This is a genomic window from Vibrio mediterranei (assembly GCF_013364395.1).
Lineage (GTDB): Bacteria > Pseudomonadota > Gammaproteobacteria > Enterobacterales > Vibrionaceae > Vibrio > Vibrio mediterranei.
Genome location: NZ_JABXGK010000001.1, coordinates 1,194,512 through 1,210,507 on the forward strand (window position 1 = coordinate 1,194,512; position 15,996 = coordinate 1,210,507).

Genomic DNA, 15,996 nt, shown 5'->3' on the forward strand with positions numbered 1-15,996 from the left:
TAAGAACGCGATGTTGCAACCTTACGACCTATTTCTCACCACCATAGTCTCTACACTCAAGCTTCTAGAATGGAAAGCGCAGTAAGTAGGGAGAAGGAAGTATGAATTGGAATGTGGCACCAATGATGGCTTTGGTCATGTTGCTGCAAGGATGTGGCGCACAAAATAGCTCACAAGCCATTGAACAGAAATACACAAATCACGCCTCGAAATTTACCACTGTGGAAGGTAAACGAGTGCATTATCGAGATGAAGGACAGGGTGAGGTGGTGATTTTACTGCATGGCACTTCATCGTCACTTCACGCGTGGGAACAATGGACGAAAATCCTCAAACAAGACTATCGCGTCGTACGTATGGACTTACCGGGTTTTGGCTTGACCGGGCATCTGCCTCAGAACCAGTACGAAATAGCTGACGATATTGCTTTTTTGAGCGCTTTTATTAGAGAACTCGACATCGAACAGGCACATTTTGTTGGTAGCTCTTTAGGAGGGCGCATCGTGTGGGAGTACAGTTTGCAACTTCCAGAGCAGGTTAAAACCCTTACGTTGATAAACGCGTTAGGGTATCCGCAACAATCGTGGCCGCCAGGCATTGAAATGGCCCAGTGGCCAGTCATCGATAAAATAATGGAACATGTCACTCCAAGGTTTATGTTCGAGGATGGGCTTAAAGAGGTTTACTTCGACCCGCTGCTCGTGGATGCGGCGTTGATTGATCGATACTACGAACTGACCACCTACCAACAAAATCGACAGGGATTCACACGTCGGGTCAAGGCATCGCTGGATGAGGACTCGGATAAGATAACGCAAGTTGCTAAGCCGACTCTTATTCTGTGGGGGAAGGAAGACCGTTACTTTCCAGCTGAAAATGCGCGAAAGTTTGAGCGTGATATTCGGGGCTCTTATGCTGTGGTGTATGACGACGTGGGACACTTACCGATGGAAGAGGTCCCAGAACGATCAGCACAGGCATTTAAACAGTTTATCTCGAAAGGTAAGCCTTAGGACTAACCTGATACCAGCGCTTGAACGCTTTGTAGAAGCTGCTGGTATCTTTAAAACCAAGACGATAGCTCAACTCGGTCACGCTTGGAGGCGGGGTTTGAGTTAGCCAACGGGCTGCTAGCTGCTTTCTAGTATCATCAAGAATACTCTGGAAGGAGGTATGCTCCTTTTCCAGTTTGCGGTAGAGCGTTTGTCGGCTGATGTGTAATTGCTGCGCAACCTTGTCTACGCTGAATAGTTCTCCATTTTCTAGTCCGTTTACTACTATGGTTCTGACTTGCTGCTGGACAGGTTGAGTTTTCGTTAGCGTCTCAAGATGACTTTGTGCGGTTTTTGCCATCATCGTTTTCAGATACTCACTACTTGTCACAATGGGAAGGTTGAGCCATTTCGATTCAAATATCAACTGGTGTTCAGCACAGTTAAATTCAATGGCTTCTCCAAAGATTGGTTGATATTTATCCACATAGTTCGGAGCCAAATACCCAAACTTAGCTTTGGTTAGCGGGAAGGATTGGGCACTCAGCATTCTCGCCCACGTCACCATCGCACTCATACTACGTTCGATGGCGGCTCTAGGGTAGTTATGCAGTGATTCAATGGAGAGGGTTAAGCGGCACTGCTGCCCATCGTCTTCTACTTGCCAACTCTCCGAAGCATTCATCAGCAAAATATTACTTTGAAACGTGTTAAAGGCACCTCTTAACGTCGCGCATTGACTCACCCAACTTGCTAGTACACCTTTTGATTCAGGGGAAATGGTTCGCCCAATGATGAGTCCAATGTCGGGCGATGGATGGTGCTGTTCGAGCAGTGACCACAAGGCAACCATTTGGCTTTCTGGAAGCCGGTCCGATGGCGATAGCTTGGCGCTATTTTGAATAGCCTTTAGCGTAATAGCGTCAAGGTGATTGGATGTTTCTACCTGTTCGCGCAAAGAGGCTGGCAACAGTGGATAGGCATTTACCAAATCAATGACAGAGGCGAATGAAACGGATTTTTCGATAGAGTTATCTGCCATGAGTGTTACCAAAATTTTAAGTTATAGCTAACTAATATCGCAATTTTCCTCGTCTATCAATCTAGAGTGCTTGTAAAAAATGGTTAGTTCATAAGATGTTAGCTAATTGTGCCTATCAACCATTCTCTCAAAAAGCGGACTATGTCCTTTATTTAATTATTGTTATGGTGTTTTATATGGATTGTTAATGATTTGGTGGTGTAGAGGGCAAATCAGTCAATGGAAATGATACGTGAGTTACGTGAACACTCTAACCAAAGCGTGGCGGCGAGATTTCGTCGTGTGGTTTCTTTGATGCGCCAACAACGCTGGATGAGATTGCGAGGTATAGAACTACGCCTGATTCTGGCACTCGCTATGCTCGCGTTCACTACATTAATCCTATCTGTGGTTACCACTTATACGTTCAATGACCTTAACCAACGTCTTATTGTTCTGAAAGAGAACAAGATCCCAGCCTTGGAGCAGGCCGCTCTGCTCAATGACAAAGTTCGATCGATCATTACCACCTCTTCTCAGCTTAGTGAAGCGGACTCGAATTTAGAGCGAAAGCAGGCCATGCAGAAGATAGATCGTGCCATTGATGAGATGGATCAGATTATGATCCAGTTTCCGGATTATCACTCGTATTACAAAGAAATGATTGCTCAGGTCAGTAATAGCTTGAGCTTATTGCATCAAAGCGAAAACGAATCACAGCAACTCAATCTAGAGCTGCGAGATTTGCTGGAAGGCTTCTACCCGCTATTGAAACAAGCCACTCAGTCACTGGACCAGTTGCCAACTGCGGCCAAAGCTCAAATTCAATACACACAGATGAAGTCGTTGCTGTACTACCAACTTGGGCTGGTGGAAAAGCTCTATAGCGATGCTAGCTTTAACGAGCTTGATTACACCACTTACCGAATTGAGCAAATTGGTCAAGAGTGGTGGACGTTATGGCAACAAAGTGGCGTGAAGTTACAGTTTCCTGAGATCGACCAAAAACTCTCGATTATTTACGACTTGTCTTCTAGCTCGAGCCGCCTGTATACCCTAAAAAACAAAGCACTGGATCACCGATATCAAGAGCAGTATTTCTTGCAGAACAGTCGCGACCATTTGAACCAGTTAACGGTGCAAATTGAATCTAATACCAATAAGGTTAATCGTAACATCGACAACTCCATCGCTGTAGTTCAACAGTCATTGCTTTCAAACCAACAGTTATCGTTAGCGCTGTCTCTGTTTAGTGTGTTAGCGGCGGTGGGTATCTCATGGTTTTATGTACGTAAAAACATTCTTGAACGACTTACGCAGCTGAAACACAACATGTTCGCTATCTCGACGGGACATTTAGATACTGAAGTGGCGATTCGTGGAAATGATGAAGTGACGCAAATGGCTAAATACCTCAAAGTGTTTCAGTCAACGGCGAAAGTAGTGACGCAGACCAACCGACGCTTGGAAGCGGAAGTGGTGGAGCGTACGGCCGCAGAGGAAAAATTACGTATCACCCAAAACGAATTGATTCAAGCAGGGAAGCTCGCGGCGTTGGGACAGCTCAGTGTCGGGATTACTCATGAAATCAATCAGCCATTAACTGCGGTTAATAGCCATGTCCGAAGTGCACAGCGGTGGCTTGAAAAAGAGCGCCCCGATAAAGCTATAACCAACCTTCAAAAAATCGAAGTGCTATTGGAGAAAGTGGCAGCAATCACCAGACACCTTAAAGCATTTGCTGGGAAAAGTGACGGTAGGCTAGAAAACGTACCGTTAAACAAGGTAGTGGAGGATTCTCTTGAACTCTTTGATAACCGAAGAGAGGGGGTATCGATTGTGTTCGAACAGCAGCCGGACTGTTTGGTTCGAGCCAACAGCATTAGATTGGAACAAGTTTTGGTGAATTTGGTCAGCAACGCCTTAGACGCTGTGGAAGGGAGCGCCGAACCACAATTAGTGGTTTCCATTTGGAGCGACACCAAAACAGTTTCAGTTTCCGTCCAAGACAATGGGAAAGGCATACCTGCCGATGAGTTACCCTATCTTTTTGACCCATTTTACTCCACTAAGCGTTCAGGTAAGGGGCTCGGACTTGGGCTCTCTATTGCATATAATATTATTCAAGATTTTGGAGGGACGATTCACGTCCATTCCGAGATTGATCAGGGCACTGAGTTTATTGTGACTCTGCAACAAGGCAATCTATCATGACACAACAAAAACACATCGTCCTCATTGACGACGAACACGACGTAGTAGAAGCAGTAAGTGAAATGCTAGAACTTGAAGGTTTCGCAGTTACGGCGTTCACTGACCCAAGAAAAGCGCTACGATCACTTACCAATAACAGTCGCTCGGTTGTGTTGTGTGACGTCAGGATGCCCTCGGTCGACGGACTGACATTGTTGAGCTCAATTCAACATCGCGCGCCACAAGTGCCGGTTTTATTGATGAGTGGTCATGGGGATATTCCGATGGCTATCGAAGCAATGAAGTTGGGGGCGTTCGACTTTATCGAAAAGCCGCTTAATGCCGATGAGGTGATCGCCAAGCTCGATTTAGCTCAGTTACAAGCGCAACAAACTCTCGTTAGTACCCAATCTCTGGAGTCGACCGACAGCGAAGCGATTGAATCCGTGATTATTGGTCAATCTAAAGCGATGGAAACCATACGTAAGCAAGTGCTCGCGCTCGCTAACACAGGGGTGGATACCATCATTAATGGTGAGACAGGAACAGGAAAAGAAGTCGTAGCAAGAGCGCTTCACAAGTTTAGTCGCCGACAAGCCAAACCATTTGTCGCTATCAACTGTGGTGGAATGACCGAGAGTATTATTGAAAGTGAGCTGTTTGGTCATGAAGCGGGGTCGTTTACCAGTGCCAATAAAAAGCGCATTGGCAAAATTGAGCAGGCTAATGGTGGTACGTTGTTTCTTGATGAAATAGAGAGTATGCCCATAGCGGTACAGATAAAACTACTGCGCGTTATTCAAGAGCGAGTCATTGAGCGTGTGGGCGGGAATGAGTTAATACCAGTGGACATTGTTGTCGTAGCGGCCAGTAAGGCAGATCTTGCAGCATTAAGTGATACTGGCGAGTTCCGCTCGGATCTTTTCTATCGCCTTAATATCGCCAGTCTTAATCTGCCGCCATTGCGTCAACGTAAAGAAGATATCCAGAGTCTATTTAGGCATTTTGTTGGCCAGGCGAGTCAGAAATACAAGACTCGACCTTCCACGATTTATTCGGAACAGATTCAACAGCTATCGCGTCATGAGTGGCCGGGTAACGTGAGGGAACTACGTAACGTTGCGGACCGTTTTGTATTAGGCATCGTTGGTGATGGCTTTGATTTGCAAACGCCAATACAAGACGCCAGTGAGACTGAGTTTGCATTTGAAAAACAGATGGAACAATACGAACGCAATGTATTGACTGAGGCGTTAATTGAATCGGCTGGCAACATAAATGATGTCTCTAGCAAATTGAACTTACCGCGTAAGACGCTCTATCGGAAAATGAAAAAGCACCACTTGGATAAGGACGATTTTAAAGTGACCTAAGGCTTGAAGAGTGATCGAGATAATGGCAAGTCGCTTAGTGAGTGGTGAAGGACAATAGTGACCCAATAGCCAGTGATTTTTGTAAGTGGAAGTTCTAATTAACTGAAATTAAATAGTTTTATTGTTTTGGCATGAAGGGTGCAAATCACGTGCTTGTGATAATTTTGTCACATCCTTCACGGTAAAATAGGGTGTAGAAAACCAACGTTTTCGTTCCTATAAACGATAAACCGTGACCACTAACAAGGATTGATTCTCGTAGAGTAACGAGATGAAAGGAGAACTAAATGAAGCACATACTCACAGCAGTGGCAGGCGTCCTGATGGCGGTAAGCTCAACAAGTGTTTGGGCTGAAGAGCCCGCCAACTTGGGGCCAAGACCGGCGTATCTGGTGAATAGCATGGATGATAGCCCTCTTAAAGATAAGCTACTGAGTTGCAGTAATGGCGCGTTTGAGCGCAGTGATTTCTCTATCGGACACCGTGGTGCAGCGATGCAGTTTCCTGAACATACTAAAGAGTCTTATCTAGCGGCGATTGAGATGGGAGCGGGTGTACTGGAGTGTGATGTTACCTTCACCAAAGACAAGCAACTGGTTTGTCGTCACTCTCAAAGTGATTTGCACACAACAACCGATGTATTGGCACACCCAGATCTTGCAAAAAAATGCACCATACCGTTCCAGCCAGCTGATCCATCTACCGGTAAAGACGCACAAGTTGAGTGCCGCACATCAGACTTTACTCTGGCGGAGTTTAAGCGTTTGAAAGGCAAAATGGATGGCGCTAACCCGAAAGCGACCACTATCGAAGAATACATGCAGGGAACGCCAAGTTGGAGAACGGATCTGTATGCACAAAGTGGTACGTTAATGACCCATGCAGAGAGCGCTGCTCTGTTTAAGAAGCATGGGGTCAAAGTGACGCCGGAGCTAAAATCTGCAGCGGTTGAAATGCCGTTTGATGGCTTTAGCCAAGAAATGTACGCGCAAAAATTGATTGATGAACTCAAAGCCGCGGGTTTTGCGCCTTCCGATACCTACGTTCAGTCATTTAACCTAGATGACGTGAAATATTGGATTGCCGAGACTCCGGAGTTTGGCGAGCAAGCAGTGTATCTTGATGACCGTGTCTATGAGCAGAAAGACTTTGTTGCTTCTCTAGAGAACATGAAAGATCTGCATAAGCAGGGCGTCAATATTATCGCCCCACCGTTGTTCGCGTTAGTGCAACTTGATGACAAAGGACAAATAGTGGCATCTGATTATGCCAAACTGGCCAAGCAAGCTGATTTAGACATTATCGCTTGGACGCTGGAACGTTCTGGACCATTGAACAATGGCGGTGGATGGTACTATCAATCAGTCAAACCAGCTATCACGAAAGATGGTGACATGATGGTCATGCTAGATGTACTAGCCAAAGATGTAGGTGTGTTGGGTGTGTTTAGTGATTGGCCGGCAACAGTGACCTATTACGCTAACTGTATGGACATCGAATCGTAGATTTTTGAAGGTATAGTAAGGGCCTTCGGGCCCTTTTTTAGTGGCGTTAATCTTTGCAAAAAAAAAGTTGGGACAAAACTGACTCAAATGACGGTTTGTTTAATGGACACTTTTGACCCATTTAGCTAACGTGTTTGAATGGTGTAATTTAACTAATTGAATAATAAGAATAAAATTGTTGGCACGTCGCATGCAATATGTGACGTGATTACAACAACAACGTGAAAATAAGGTTTGAATATGAAAATCAGTGTTAAAGGACTGTTAATCGCCACCTCGCTGCTTGCACCTTCCCTCGCTCTAGCAAATGAATGCTCTAGCCGCGGCGTACTTGACGATAGATACTGTGATGAAAACAACGATTTGGTCGCTGACTCTCCGAAAAATGCCGATGAGTGGATTGACCCAAGTACCTTAGTATTTACCTACACTCCAGTAGAAGACCCGGCATTGTACAAAGATGCGTTTGCTGACTTCCAAGCACATTTGAGCAAGATTACTGGTAAACGCGTAATTTACTACACGGTGCACTCAAACTCTGCTCAGGTTGAAGCGATGCGTTCTGGCCGACTTCACGTCGCAGGCTTTTCGACAGGTCCTACAGGTTATGCAGTAAACTTGGCAGGCTATGTCCCGATTGCAGTAAAAGGTGACGAAGCTGGCTTCCAAGGCTACAACCTGATTACTATTGTTCGCAAAGACAGCGGTATTAACGACATGTCTGACTTAAAGGGTAAAAAGGTTGCTCACACTTCTGCTTCATCCAACTCTGGTAACCTAGCACCACGCGCACTTTTCCCTGCTGAAGGACTTGTACCTGACCAAGACTACAAAGTGCTTTATTCAGGTAAACATGACCAATCTATTCTTGGCGTCTACAACGGCGACTATGATGCCGCGCCAGTCGCGTCAGACGTCTATGACCGCATGGTTGCAGCGGGTCGTGTTGACGATTCAGAACTAAAAATCATCTACCGCAGTCCTCGCTTCCCAACTTCAGCATTTGGTTACTCTTATAACCTGAAACCAGAACTGGTTGAGAAAATCAAAGAGGCATTCTTTAGTTACCGCTTTACCCCAGAAATGAGCGCTTCGTTTAAAGGCGCTGACCGTTTCTCACCAATCACTTATCAAGAGGAGTGGGGCGTGATTCGTGATATCGCACATGCCACGGGTACGGCTTACACCAAGGCGGGTCTGAAGAAGTTGGCTGAGAAAGATGCGGCGAAGCGTGCTAAGAAGAAAGCTGCGGAACTAGCAAAGCAAGCTAGCACTCAATAACTCCCCCTAATTTAAACCATTAGATCTTTGTTAACTATGCCCTCAAGGGTAGGGCATAGTTCATTCAAAATTTGCCTAAGACGCTGAACAATCGAGAGCGAATTAGGGTAAGCACAAGGAAAGCAGTATGGCTGTAGCAAGCTACGACGGAATCAAAATCAATAACCTATTCCATGAATATGTCGCAGGTAAGCCAATCCTAAAAGGGATCGATATTGATATCGATGAACCGGGGATTATCGCGATCATTGGCCCATCTGGTACTGGTAAAAGTACCTTACTTCGATGCATCAATCGTCTCAACGACCCAACATCCGGTGAAATCCTGTTTGAAGGAGAAGACCTAACTAAGCTAAAGGGTCAAGAGTTGAGAAAGCAGCGCCGACACATAGGTATGGTGTTCCAAGAGTACAATTTAGTTGAACGTTTAACGGTTATTGAGAACGTACTAAGCGGCCGTTTGGGGTACATGAGTGCTTGGAATGCGTGGCGACGTAAATACTCTTCAGAAGATCTTGCTAAAGCATTTGAACTGCTCAATTTTGTTGGTTTACAAGATTTTGCTAACCAGCGAGCTGATAGCCTGTCTGGTGGTCAGCGTCAACGCGTTGGTATTGCAAGAGCTGTGATGCAAGACCCTTATATTCTGCTTGCCGATGAACCGACTTCGTCTTTGGATCCAAAAACCGCTGTGGAAATCATGGAGCTGATGGAGACCTTTGCTGAGCAGAAGAATATTCCGGTGCTGGTTAATATCCACGATGTGAACCTAGCGAAGCGATTTGCAAAACGCATTATCGGCATGTGTAACGGCAAGGTACATTATGACGGCAGCCCTGAGGGAATTACCGAAGAAGATCTGAAGATCATTTACGGAGGTGAGTCATGGCTGGACTAACTCCGAATGCAAAAATCAATGTTGAAAACCCATTCAAACCGTCGTGGACAAGTCGCGCGATTGTTGTTGCGGTCGTGGCGTATCTGTTTTACAGCGTCTCGACGTTGGGTCTGACATTTGACCGATTAATCATAGGTTTTGGTGAGAGTGAACGACTGATCTCTCGTATGATTCCACCTGATTTTTCTCGCACTAACTTGTTATTGAGTGGTTTAGCGGAGAGCTTGCAGATAGCTATCATTTCGAGCTTTTTCGGCATCGTTATTTCGCTCTTTTTGGGTCTACTAGCTGCACGAAACCTGATGCCTTTAATTGTGTCCACTCCGGTGCGAGGCTTTATCGCATTATGCCGTTCGTTCCACCCAGTCATTATTGCCATCTTGTTTGTTAAAGCGGTTGGGTTTGGCGCATTGGCGGGTATTTTGACGCTGGTGTTCGCGTCAATAGGGTTCATTGCCAAGCTATTTGCTGAGGCGATTGAAGAGATTTCCTTTAAGCCTGTAGAGGCGATTAGAGCAACCGGAGCAAGTTTTGCCAGCGTGATTCTATACGCGGTAATGCCACAAGTGTTTACTCGCTTCATCGGCTTTGCCAGTTATCAGCTTGACTCCAACTTACGTAACTCAACCATGGTCGGGATCGTTGGTGCTGGTGGACTTGGTGGTACCTTGTTCTCTGCATTCCAACGCTTTGATTATGATTTCGTTGCTGCCATTCTCATCACCATTATTGCACTCATTTTGGTTGGCGAGTTCTTGTCTAATATCGTGAGGAGAATCTTCTAATGACCACAGCAGCTATTGATAAAGAGTGGCAACGCTTTACGCCCAATGAGCGAATTGCGCGTTTCGCCGTGTATTTGTGCCTCGTATCTGCCATCGTTTGGTCATGGCAAACGGTGGAAGTGATTCCAGAGTTTTTGTATGACGCGCCAGCGCAATTTGCCGACATGTTTCAGCGTATGCTGCCTTTGGATTACGCTTTCTACCCGCAAACCATTCATGCGGCGATGATAGAAACGCTGCATATCGCAACACTGGGTACACTATTTACTTTGATTTTTGCAATACCTCTCGCGCTGCTTAATGCACCGAATATTACACCAAGCAAAACATTAAACTGGATTGCTCAGTTCTTCTTGGTATCTTCGCGCTCAGTGAACTCATTGGTTTGGGCGCTATTGTTTATTGCGCTGTTTGGCCCCGGTGTTCTGGCTGGCATTATGGCGATTGCGATTCGCAGCGTCGGTTTTGTAGGGAAACTGCTGTCGGAAGCCATTGCTGAAGTGAACATGGGGCCTATCGAGGCATTACGAGCGACAGGTGCGTCTTGGATGAGCGTGATTGTCAAAGGCTATTGGCCTCAAGTAATGCCCGCTTTTTATTCGATTGTGTTGTTCCGTTGGGACATCAACGTACGTGAATCTGCAGTGCTTGGCTTAGTTGGGGCTGGGGGGATCGGCGTAGTTCTTAACGATGCTCAAAACCTATTCGAATGGCAGAAAGTCTCTATGGTGTTAGTGACGATTTTCGCAGTCGTTATTATTGCTGAAGCCTTAGTCATTCACATTCGAAACAAGTTAATCTAGTTGATTTATACCCAATAAAAAACGGCCGTTATGGCCGTTTTTTATTGCTATTAACTATTTATCGCTACTAGTTTTTATTGCTATTAACTTTGCTTGAGCGCAATCAGTTTCTCGGCAAACTCTGCAAATCCGAAGCCACCCGGCTTAGTCATCACAAGGCTAGGCTTATGTTCTAGCTTATCCCAATAGTGCGTAATGTTGGCCACACCCACGGTGAGAGGTAAGCGCTCAAACATCAATTGATCATTAAGAGAGTCCCCTACGTAGCAGCAATGTTCGTCAACTTTATGGCCCTCAATGCCTTTGCCTTTCAGGAAGCTAAGAGATGAGTGGCGTTTAGAGTGGTCACCATACCAAGCATTAATATGAATAGAACTTGCAGTAGCATGCGCACCTAAAGCATGGATCCGAGCCAGTACCTGTTGAACAATGTTCGGATCCACAGACTCACGGTTCTGACCAATATCAATGGCAACTTCGCATAGTCGATAGGATTGGTCGAGAGTTAACGCTAAATCAGGAAAGCCGCTCAATATATCCAGCACTTGCTGTTTGAGTTTGGCTTGATCTGCGCGAATCTGATTCAAAGGTCGCTCGGTGGTTATTTGCAACGCGCCATCTTTCTTTTCCAACAAGAATGCACCATTTTCACCGAGTACCGCATCCACTGGCCACAACTGAGCAATATGGTCACACCATCCTGCACAAGCACCAGTCACCGCCACCACTTTGATGCCATTATCTCGCAGAGACTGTAGGGCGATGAGAGTGTCAGGAGGCAAGGAGCCATCCCACGTTAAGGTGTCATCAACATCGGTCAGAACCCAGTTGATCTGCTTCCATTCTGAAGAGAGTGGATTGGTCATACTTTCTATTCTCAATTGTACTTTTTATCGTGTTTTCAATAGTACCAAAACGGCAAAATTATGCAGTGACGTAGGTAGATTTAGCTATGCCTATATGACGTTTGAAGCGTTGGAACACACTCAAATGTCACAATGTATGTCTGGTTTCCGCCGCTTATGCCCGTTTCCCACAGTCAATGCCCGTTTTTTTGTGTGGTAAACCAAACAATCGGGCAAAAGTGGTCACTGAAAAATCTAGTGTGAGCTGGGTCGTAGTTTTTTTGGCCTTTTCGATTAATCTGTTAATAACAGCAAAGCAGTTGGTAGTAGGAAACGATGCAAGCAATTACCAGAGCGAATTTTATCTTGGGTTTAATTTCAAAGGTTGGTCAAGTTTCAGTTCAAGACTTGGCATCGGAATTAAATGTGTCGGTGGAAACAATTCGTCGAGACCTTAAAACGCTAGATAAAAAAGGTGAATTAATTCGTACTCATGGTGGCGCTATAAGTAAGCGTTATATTGATGAAGGAACGTCGTTTACTAATCGAGCCTCAAGCAATATGCAAGACAAACAAGATTTGGCTAAACAGGTTATTGAGCATATTTATGAAGGTGCCGTTATCGGTTTAGACGCTAGTTCTTCAAGTTGGCTAGTTGCTCAAGCATTACCTGATATTCGTTGTACGATTGTAACCAACTCGTTGAATAATATTAGTGTCCTATCTGGGAAAAAGAATATAACGATTATTAGCTTAGGTGGTCACTACTCAGAAAAATATAAATCATTCTATGGTTTGATTGCCAAAAATACTTTGCAGGAAATGGCGCTTGACCTGAGTGTAATCTCGTGTGTGGGCTTTGATGAACATAGTGGTGTGTGGGATTCGAATGAATACAATTACGAGATAAAAAAGACGCTCATCCAAGTGTCGAGCAAGAATATTCTTATTGCGGATAAAAATAAATACAAGAAACGAAGTTTATTAAAAATATGTGATTTTTGTGAAATCGATATATTGATTTCCAATGCGGAAATTGAAAATGATATTCATGGTGATATGAATTCAATTTCAAATCCAAATAAACACACGATAACACCAATATAAAATAATTAGTTTAATCCAATAACGTGAAACAGTATCCAACATTAATTTGGAGGGTACAGTATATCTAAAGGAAAAGAAAATGACCGACGTACTAATATCCACCACGGACCGTGGATCAAAGAAAGGAAACTCTGAAGTCATACCTAAGAGTATTTTAATACCGTTTATCTTGCTTACCTCATGTTTTGCTTTATGGGGACTGGCAAACAATATGACCGACGTATTGATCGCTCAATTTAGAAAGGTCTTTACATTAACCGATATGCAATCAGGCTTGGTACAAACCGCCTTTTACGGAGCCTATTTTGTACTGGCTCTTCCTGCTGCTCTTTTTATTCAACGTTATAGTTATAAAGCGGGAGTGCTACTGGGATTAGGTCTATTCGCTTGCGGAGCTATCCTGTTCTACCCGGCAGCCCAAGCAATGCAATACCTACCATTTCTAATGGCGCTGTTTGTGCTTGCGGGTGGTCTATCCATCCTTGAGACCAGTGCCAATCCTTACATTATCGCGATGGGACCGGAAGAGACGGCAACACGACGTTTAAACATTGCTCAAGCCTTTAACCCTGTGGGCTCTATTACTGGGGTAGTGATCGGTAAGGTGTATATCTTATCTCAATTGAACCCGGCAACGGATGTTGAACGCGCCGCTATGAGTTCAGCAGAGTTGTCTGCGATTCAAACATCTGAGCTGAACGCAGTAATGATGCCATATCTCATGGTGGCGGCGGTGATTGTCTTTGTTTGGTTAGCGATTGCGTTCACTAAGATGCCGGCAGCAAAAGACACGGTTGCTGAGAGCGACTTAGACATGTCTATCCGCGCCACATTTGGTCGCCTGATGCAGAAAAAACACTTTGTCAAAGGCGTGATCGGTCAGTTCTTTTATGTTGGTTGTCAGATTGGCTGTTGGTCGTGGACGATTCGTTATGTGATGACTCAAGTCGGCGGCACTGAAGCGGAAGCATCCACTTACCTGTTGGTATCAATCATTACTTTTAGTGTCTTTAGATTCGTATGCGTTGGTTTAATGAAGTACATCGCACCGGAGAAACTATTAGCAGCACTCGCATTGGTAGCCTCTGTTCTAGTGCTAATGCTGATGACTGTTGGTGGCGTGGTTGGTGCTTACGCTTTAGTTGGTATCTCAGCATGTATGTCATTGATGTTCCCAACCATCTTCGGTCTATCACTTCGTGACCTTGGCAGTGATTCAAAATTCGGAGGTAGCTGTCTGATTATGGCTATCTTAGGTGGCGCAGTACTCACCGCCATTATGGGACAGATTTCAGATTCGATGGGTATTCAAGCTGCCTTCATTATCCCTCTAATTGGCTTTGCATACCTTATCTACTTCGGCCTTAACGGCTACAAAATTAAGCAGTAATTCAATTTAACGGAAACGAGAACAAAATTATGACTACAACCCTAACAAGAATTGGTATTCGTCCAACCATTGATGGTCGCCAAATGGGCGTTCGCGAGTCTCTAGAAGTTCAAACTATGAATATGGCGAAGAACCTCGCTGCTTTCATTGAAGAAAACATTAAGCATGTATGTGGCACTGCGGTTGAATGTGTTATCGCTGACAGCACGATAGGCGGTGTTGCGGAAGCAGCGGCGTGTGCAGATAAGTTTCGTCGCGAGAATGTAGGGGTTTCAATTACTGTTACACCTTGCTGGTGCTATGGTACAGAAACTATTGATATGGACCCACATATGCCAAAAGCGATTTGGGGCTTTAATGGCACAGAACGCCCAGGAGCAGTGTACTTAGCCGCGGCCATGGCTGGGCATTCTCAGCTTGGTTTACCCGCTTTTTCTATCTATGGGCAAGAGGTGCAAGACGCTGATGACACATCTATTCCTCAAGATGTTCAGGATAAGATTTTACGTTTCTGCCGTGCTGGCTTAACAGTAGCAGCCATCAAAGGCAAGTCATACCTGTCCATGGGCTCGGTCTCGATGGGTATTGCAGGTTCGGTGGTCGATCCAGATTTCTTCCAACGTTATTTGGGAATGAGAAATGAATATGTCGACATGACTGAAATTAAGCGACGCTTGGATCGTGAAGTCTACGATAAAGATGAGTTTGAGTTGGCATTAGCATGGACAAAAGAAAACTGTAAAGAAGGCAAAGATTATAACGGCGAAGCGTTGCTTGAAGAGCAAAAGCAGCAAGATTGGGAAACAGTCGTTAAGATGACGATGATCATGCGCGACCTCATGATAGGTAACCCTAAACTAGCGCAGTTAGGCTTTGGCGAAGAAGCAATGGGACACAACGCCGTAGTGGGCGGCTTCCAAGGTCAACGCCACTGGACTGATCATTTGCCAAACGGTGACTTTAGCGAAGCGATCCTTAACTCGTCTTTTGACTGGAATGGACTTCGTGAACCGTTTGCTCTAGCTACAGAGAACGACAGTTTAAACGGCGTAAACATGCTGTTTGGCAAGATGCTTACCGGTCAAGCTCAGGTTTTTTGCGATGTTCGAACCTATTGGTCTGATAGTGCGGTAGAACGAGTGAGTGGCTACAAACCAGAATCTGGTTTCATTCACCTTGTTAACTCCGGTTCCGCTGCGTTAGACGGCAGTGGCGAAGCAAAAGATGAGCAAGGCAAACCTGTTATCAAGCCTCATTGGGATATGACGGTTGAAGATGCGCAACAATGCCTAGATGCTACTCAATGGCCGCCTGCAATAAGTGAATACTTCCGTGGAGGAGGTTTCTCTTCGAACTTCCTAACACATGGTGACATGCCATTCACTATGCACAGAATCAATCTCATTAAGGGTGTTGGCCCTGTGTTACAAATTGCTGAAGGGCAGTCCATCACGCTTCCTGAAAATGTTCACAATACGTTGAATGAGCGTACCAACCCAACATGGCCAACGACGTGGTTTGTTCCAAGACTCACTGGCACTGGTGCATTTAGAGACGTGTACTCGGTCATGGCTAATTGGGGTGCGAACCACTGCGTTATCACTCATGGTCATATCGGGGCGGATCTCATTACCTTAGCTTCCATGCTACGTATTCCGGTGTCTATGCATAACGTTGAGTCGAGCGAGATTTTCCGCCCGCATACTTGGAGCGCATTTGGTCAGGATGCGGAAGGTCAAGACTACCGAGCTTGTGCCAACTTTGGCCCTCTATATAAGTAACTAGGTAAGGCGGGGAAACCCG

General features: G+C 45.2%; 13 protein-coding genes. 11 read left to right on the forward strand and 2 right to left on the reverse strand.

Features of this window, described 5'->3' with window-relative positions; genetic code table 11:
* Positions 1-101 precede the first annotated feature (101 nt).
* Positions 102-1,013 (forward strand): alpha/beta fold hydrolase, encoded by a 912-nt coding sequence (locus HOP38_RS05665; RefSeq protein ID WP_198557634.1) that lies wholly within the window; start codon positions 102-104, stop codon positions 1,011-1,013.
* On the opposite strand, the gene HOP38_RS05670 is transcribed toward HOP38_RS05665, so the two are convergent.
* Entirely contained in the window at positions 991-2,034 is a 1,044-nt protein-coding gene (locus HOP38_RS05670) for an AraC family transcriptional regulator (RefSeq protein WP_198557635.1), read from the reverse strand. The two genes, HOP38_RS05665 and HOP38_RS05670, sit on opposite strands and share 23 nt — an antisense overlap.
* Positions 2,035-2,259: 225 nt before the next feature.
* On the opposite strand from HOP38_RS05670, the gene HOP38_RS05675 reads away from it, so the two are divergent.
* The 7 genes from HOP38_RS05675 to phnE (HOP38_RS05705) all read left to right on the forward strand — a co-directional run bounded on the left by HOP38_RS05675 (position 2,260) and on the right by phnE (HOP38_RS05705) (position 10,851).
* Positions 2,260-4,227, forward strand: coding sequence for a sensor histidine kinase (locus HOP38_RS05675; RefSeq protein WP_423250088.1), 1,968 nt, complete (start codon positions 2,260-2,262; stop codon positions 4,225-4,227).
* Positions 4,224-5,579 carry a sigma-54-dependent transcriptional regulator gene (locus tag HOP38_RS05680; protein ID WP_107306778.1) on the forward strand — a complete coding sequence of 452 codons (1,356 nt, stop codon included), beginning with the start codon at positions 4,224-4,226 and terminating at the stop codon, positions 5,577-5,579. Before HOP38_RS05675 ends, HOP38_RS05680 begins: the two co-directional genes overlap by 4 nt.
* A gap of 287 nt (positions 5,580-5,866) precedes the next feature.
* Complete coding sequence (locus HOP38_RS05685; RefSeq protein WP_198557637.1) at positions 5,867-7,084, forward strand: glycerophosphodiester phosphodiesterase family protein; 1,218 nt, start codon at positions 5,867-5,869, stop codon at positions 7,082-7,084.
* A gap of 240 nt (positions 7,085-7,324) precedes the next feature.
* Complete coding sequence (phnD, locus tag HOP38_RS05690) at positions 7,325-8,365, forward strand: phosphate/phosphite/phosphonate ABC transporter substrate-binding protein (RefSeq protein ID WP_006071559.1); 1,041 nt, start codon at positions 7,325-7,327, stop codon at positions 8,363-8,365.
* 127 nt (positions 8,366-8,492) lie between these two features.
* A complete protein-coding gene (phnC, locus tag HOP38_RS05695) occupies positions 8,493-9,263 on the forward strand; it encodes a phosphonate ABC transporter ATP-binding protein (RefSeq protein WP_006071560.1) in 771 nt (256 codons plus the stop codon).
* Entirely contained in the window at positions 9,251-10,048 is a 798-nt protein-coding gene (gene phnE / locus HOP38_RS05700; RefSeq protein ID WP_006071561.1) for a phosphonate ABC transporter, permease protein PhnE, read from the forward strand. The genes phnC and phnE (HOP38_RS05700) overlap by 13 nt, the downstream gene beginning before the upstream one ends.
* Positions 10,048-10,851, forward strand: a complete 804-nt coding sequence (phnE, locus tag HOP38_RS05705) for a phosphonate ABC transporter, permease protein PhnE (RefSeq protein WP_198557638.1) — start codon at positions 10,048-10,050, stop codon at positions 10,849-10,851. The genes phnE (HOP38_RS05700) and phnE (HOP38_RS05705) overlap by 1 nt, the downstream gene beginning before the upstream one ends.
* Positions 10,852-10,934: 83 nt before the next feature.
* Here the strand turns inward: phnE (HOP38_RS05705) and HOP38_RS05710 are convergent, their stop codons facing one another.
* Positions 10,935-11,726: an HAD-IIB family hydrolase gene (locus HOP38_RS05710; protein WP_198558260.1), complete on the reverse strand. Its 792-nt coding sequence runs from the start codon at positions 11,724-11,726 to the stop codon at positions 10,935-10,937.
* A gap of 306 nt (positions 11,727-12,032) precedes the next feature.
* On the opposite strand from HOP38_RS05710, the gene HOP38_RS05715 reads away from it, so the two are divergent.
* From HOP38_RS05715 to fucI, 3 genes are all read left to right on the forward strand, one after another.
* On the forward strand, positions 12,033-12,803 hold the full coding sequence (locus tag HOP38_RS05715) for a DeoR/GlpR family DNA-binding transcription regulator (protein ID WP_198557639.1): 771 nt from the start codon (positions 12,033-12,035) through the stop codon (positions 12,801-12,803).
* Positions 12,804-12,882: 79 nt separating this feature from the next.
* Positions 12,883-14,193 (forward strand): L-fucose:H+ symporter permease, encoded by a 1,311-nt coding sequence (gene fucP / locus HOP38_RS05720; protein WP_006071565.1) that lies wholly within the window; start codon positions 12,883-12,885, stop codon positions 14,191-14,193.
* A gap of 29 nt (positions 14,194-14,222) precedes the next feature.
* Positions 14,223-15,974 (forward strand): L-fucose isomerase, encoded by a 1,752-nt coding sequence (fucI, locus tag HOP38_RS05725; protein ID WP_198557640.1) that lies wholly within the window; start codon positions 14,223-14,225, stop codon positions 15,972-15,974.
* Positions 15,975-15,996: the final 22 nt, after the last annotated feature.

What these genes read in the sequence shown, in the direction of transcription:
- HOP38_RS05665 (WP_198557634.1), top strand. Translation starts at nt 102, where the DNA reads ATGAATTGGAATGTGGCACCAATGATGGCTTTGGTCATGTTGCTGCAA.
- HOP38_RS05670 (WP_198557635.1), bottom strand. Translation starts at nt 2,034, where the DNA reads ATGGCAGATAACTCTATCGAAAAATCCGTTTCATTCGCCTCTGTCATT.
- HOP38_RS05675 (WP_423250088.1), top strand. Translation starts at nt 2,260, where the DNA reads ATGATACGTGAGTTACGTGAACACTCTAACCAAAGCGTGGCGGCGAGA.
- HOP38_RS05680 (WP_107306778.1), top strand. Translation starts at nt 4,224, where the DNA reads ATGACACAACAAAAACACATCGTCCTCATTGACGACGAACACGACGTA.
- HOP38_RS05685 (WP_198557637.1), top strand. Translation starts at nt 5,867, where the DNA reads ATGAAGCACATACTCACAGCAGTGGCAGGCGTCCTGATGGCGGTAAGC.
- phnD (WP_006071559.1), top strand. Translation starts at nt 7,325, where the DNA reads ATGAAAATCAGTGTTAAAGGACTGTTAATCGCCACCTCGCTGCTTGCA.
- phnC (WP_006071560.1), top strand. Translation starts at nt 8,493, where the DNA reads ATGGCTGTAGCAAGCTACGACGGAATCAAAATCAATAACCTATTCCAT.
- phnE (WP_006071561.1), top strand. Translation starts at nt 9,251, where the DNA reads ATGGCTGGACTAACTCCGAATGCAAAAATCAATGTTGAAAACCCATTC.
- phnE (WP_198557638.1), top strand. Translation starts at nt 10,048, where the DNA reads ATGACCACAGCAGCTATTGATAAAGAGTGGCAACGCTTTACGCCCAAT.
- HOP38_RS05715 (WP_198557639.1), top strand. Translation starts at nt 12,033, where the DNA reads ATGCAAGCAATTACCAGAGCGAATTTTATCTTGGGTTTAATTTCAAAG.
- fucP (WP_006071565.1), top strand. Translation starts at nt 12,883, where the DNA reads ATGACCGACGTACTAATATCCACCACGGACCGTGGATCAAAGAAAGGA.
- fucI (WP_198557640.1), top strand. Translation starts at nt 14,223, where the DNA reads ATGACTACAACCCTAACAAGAATTGGTATTCGTCCAACCATTGATGGT.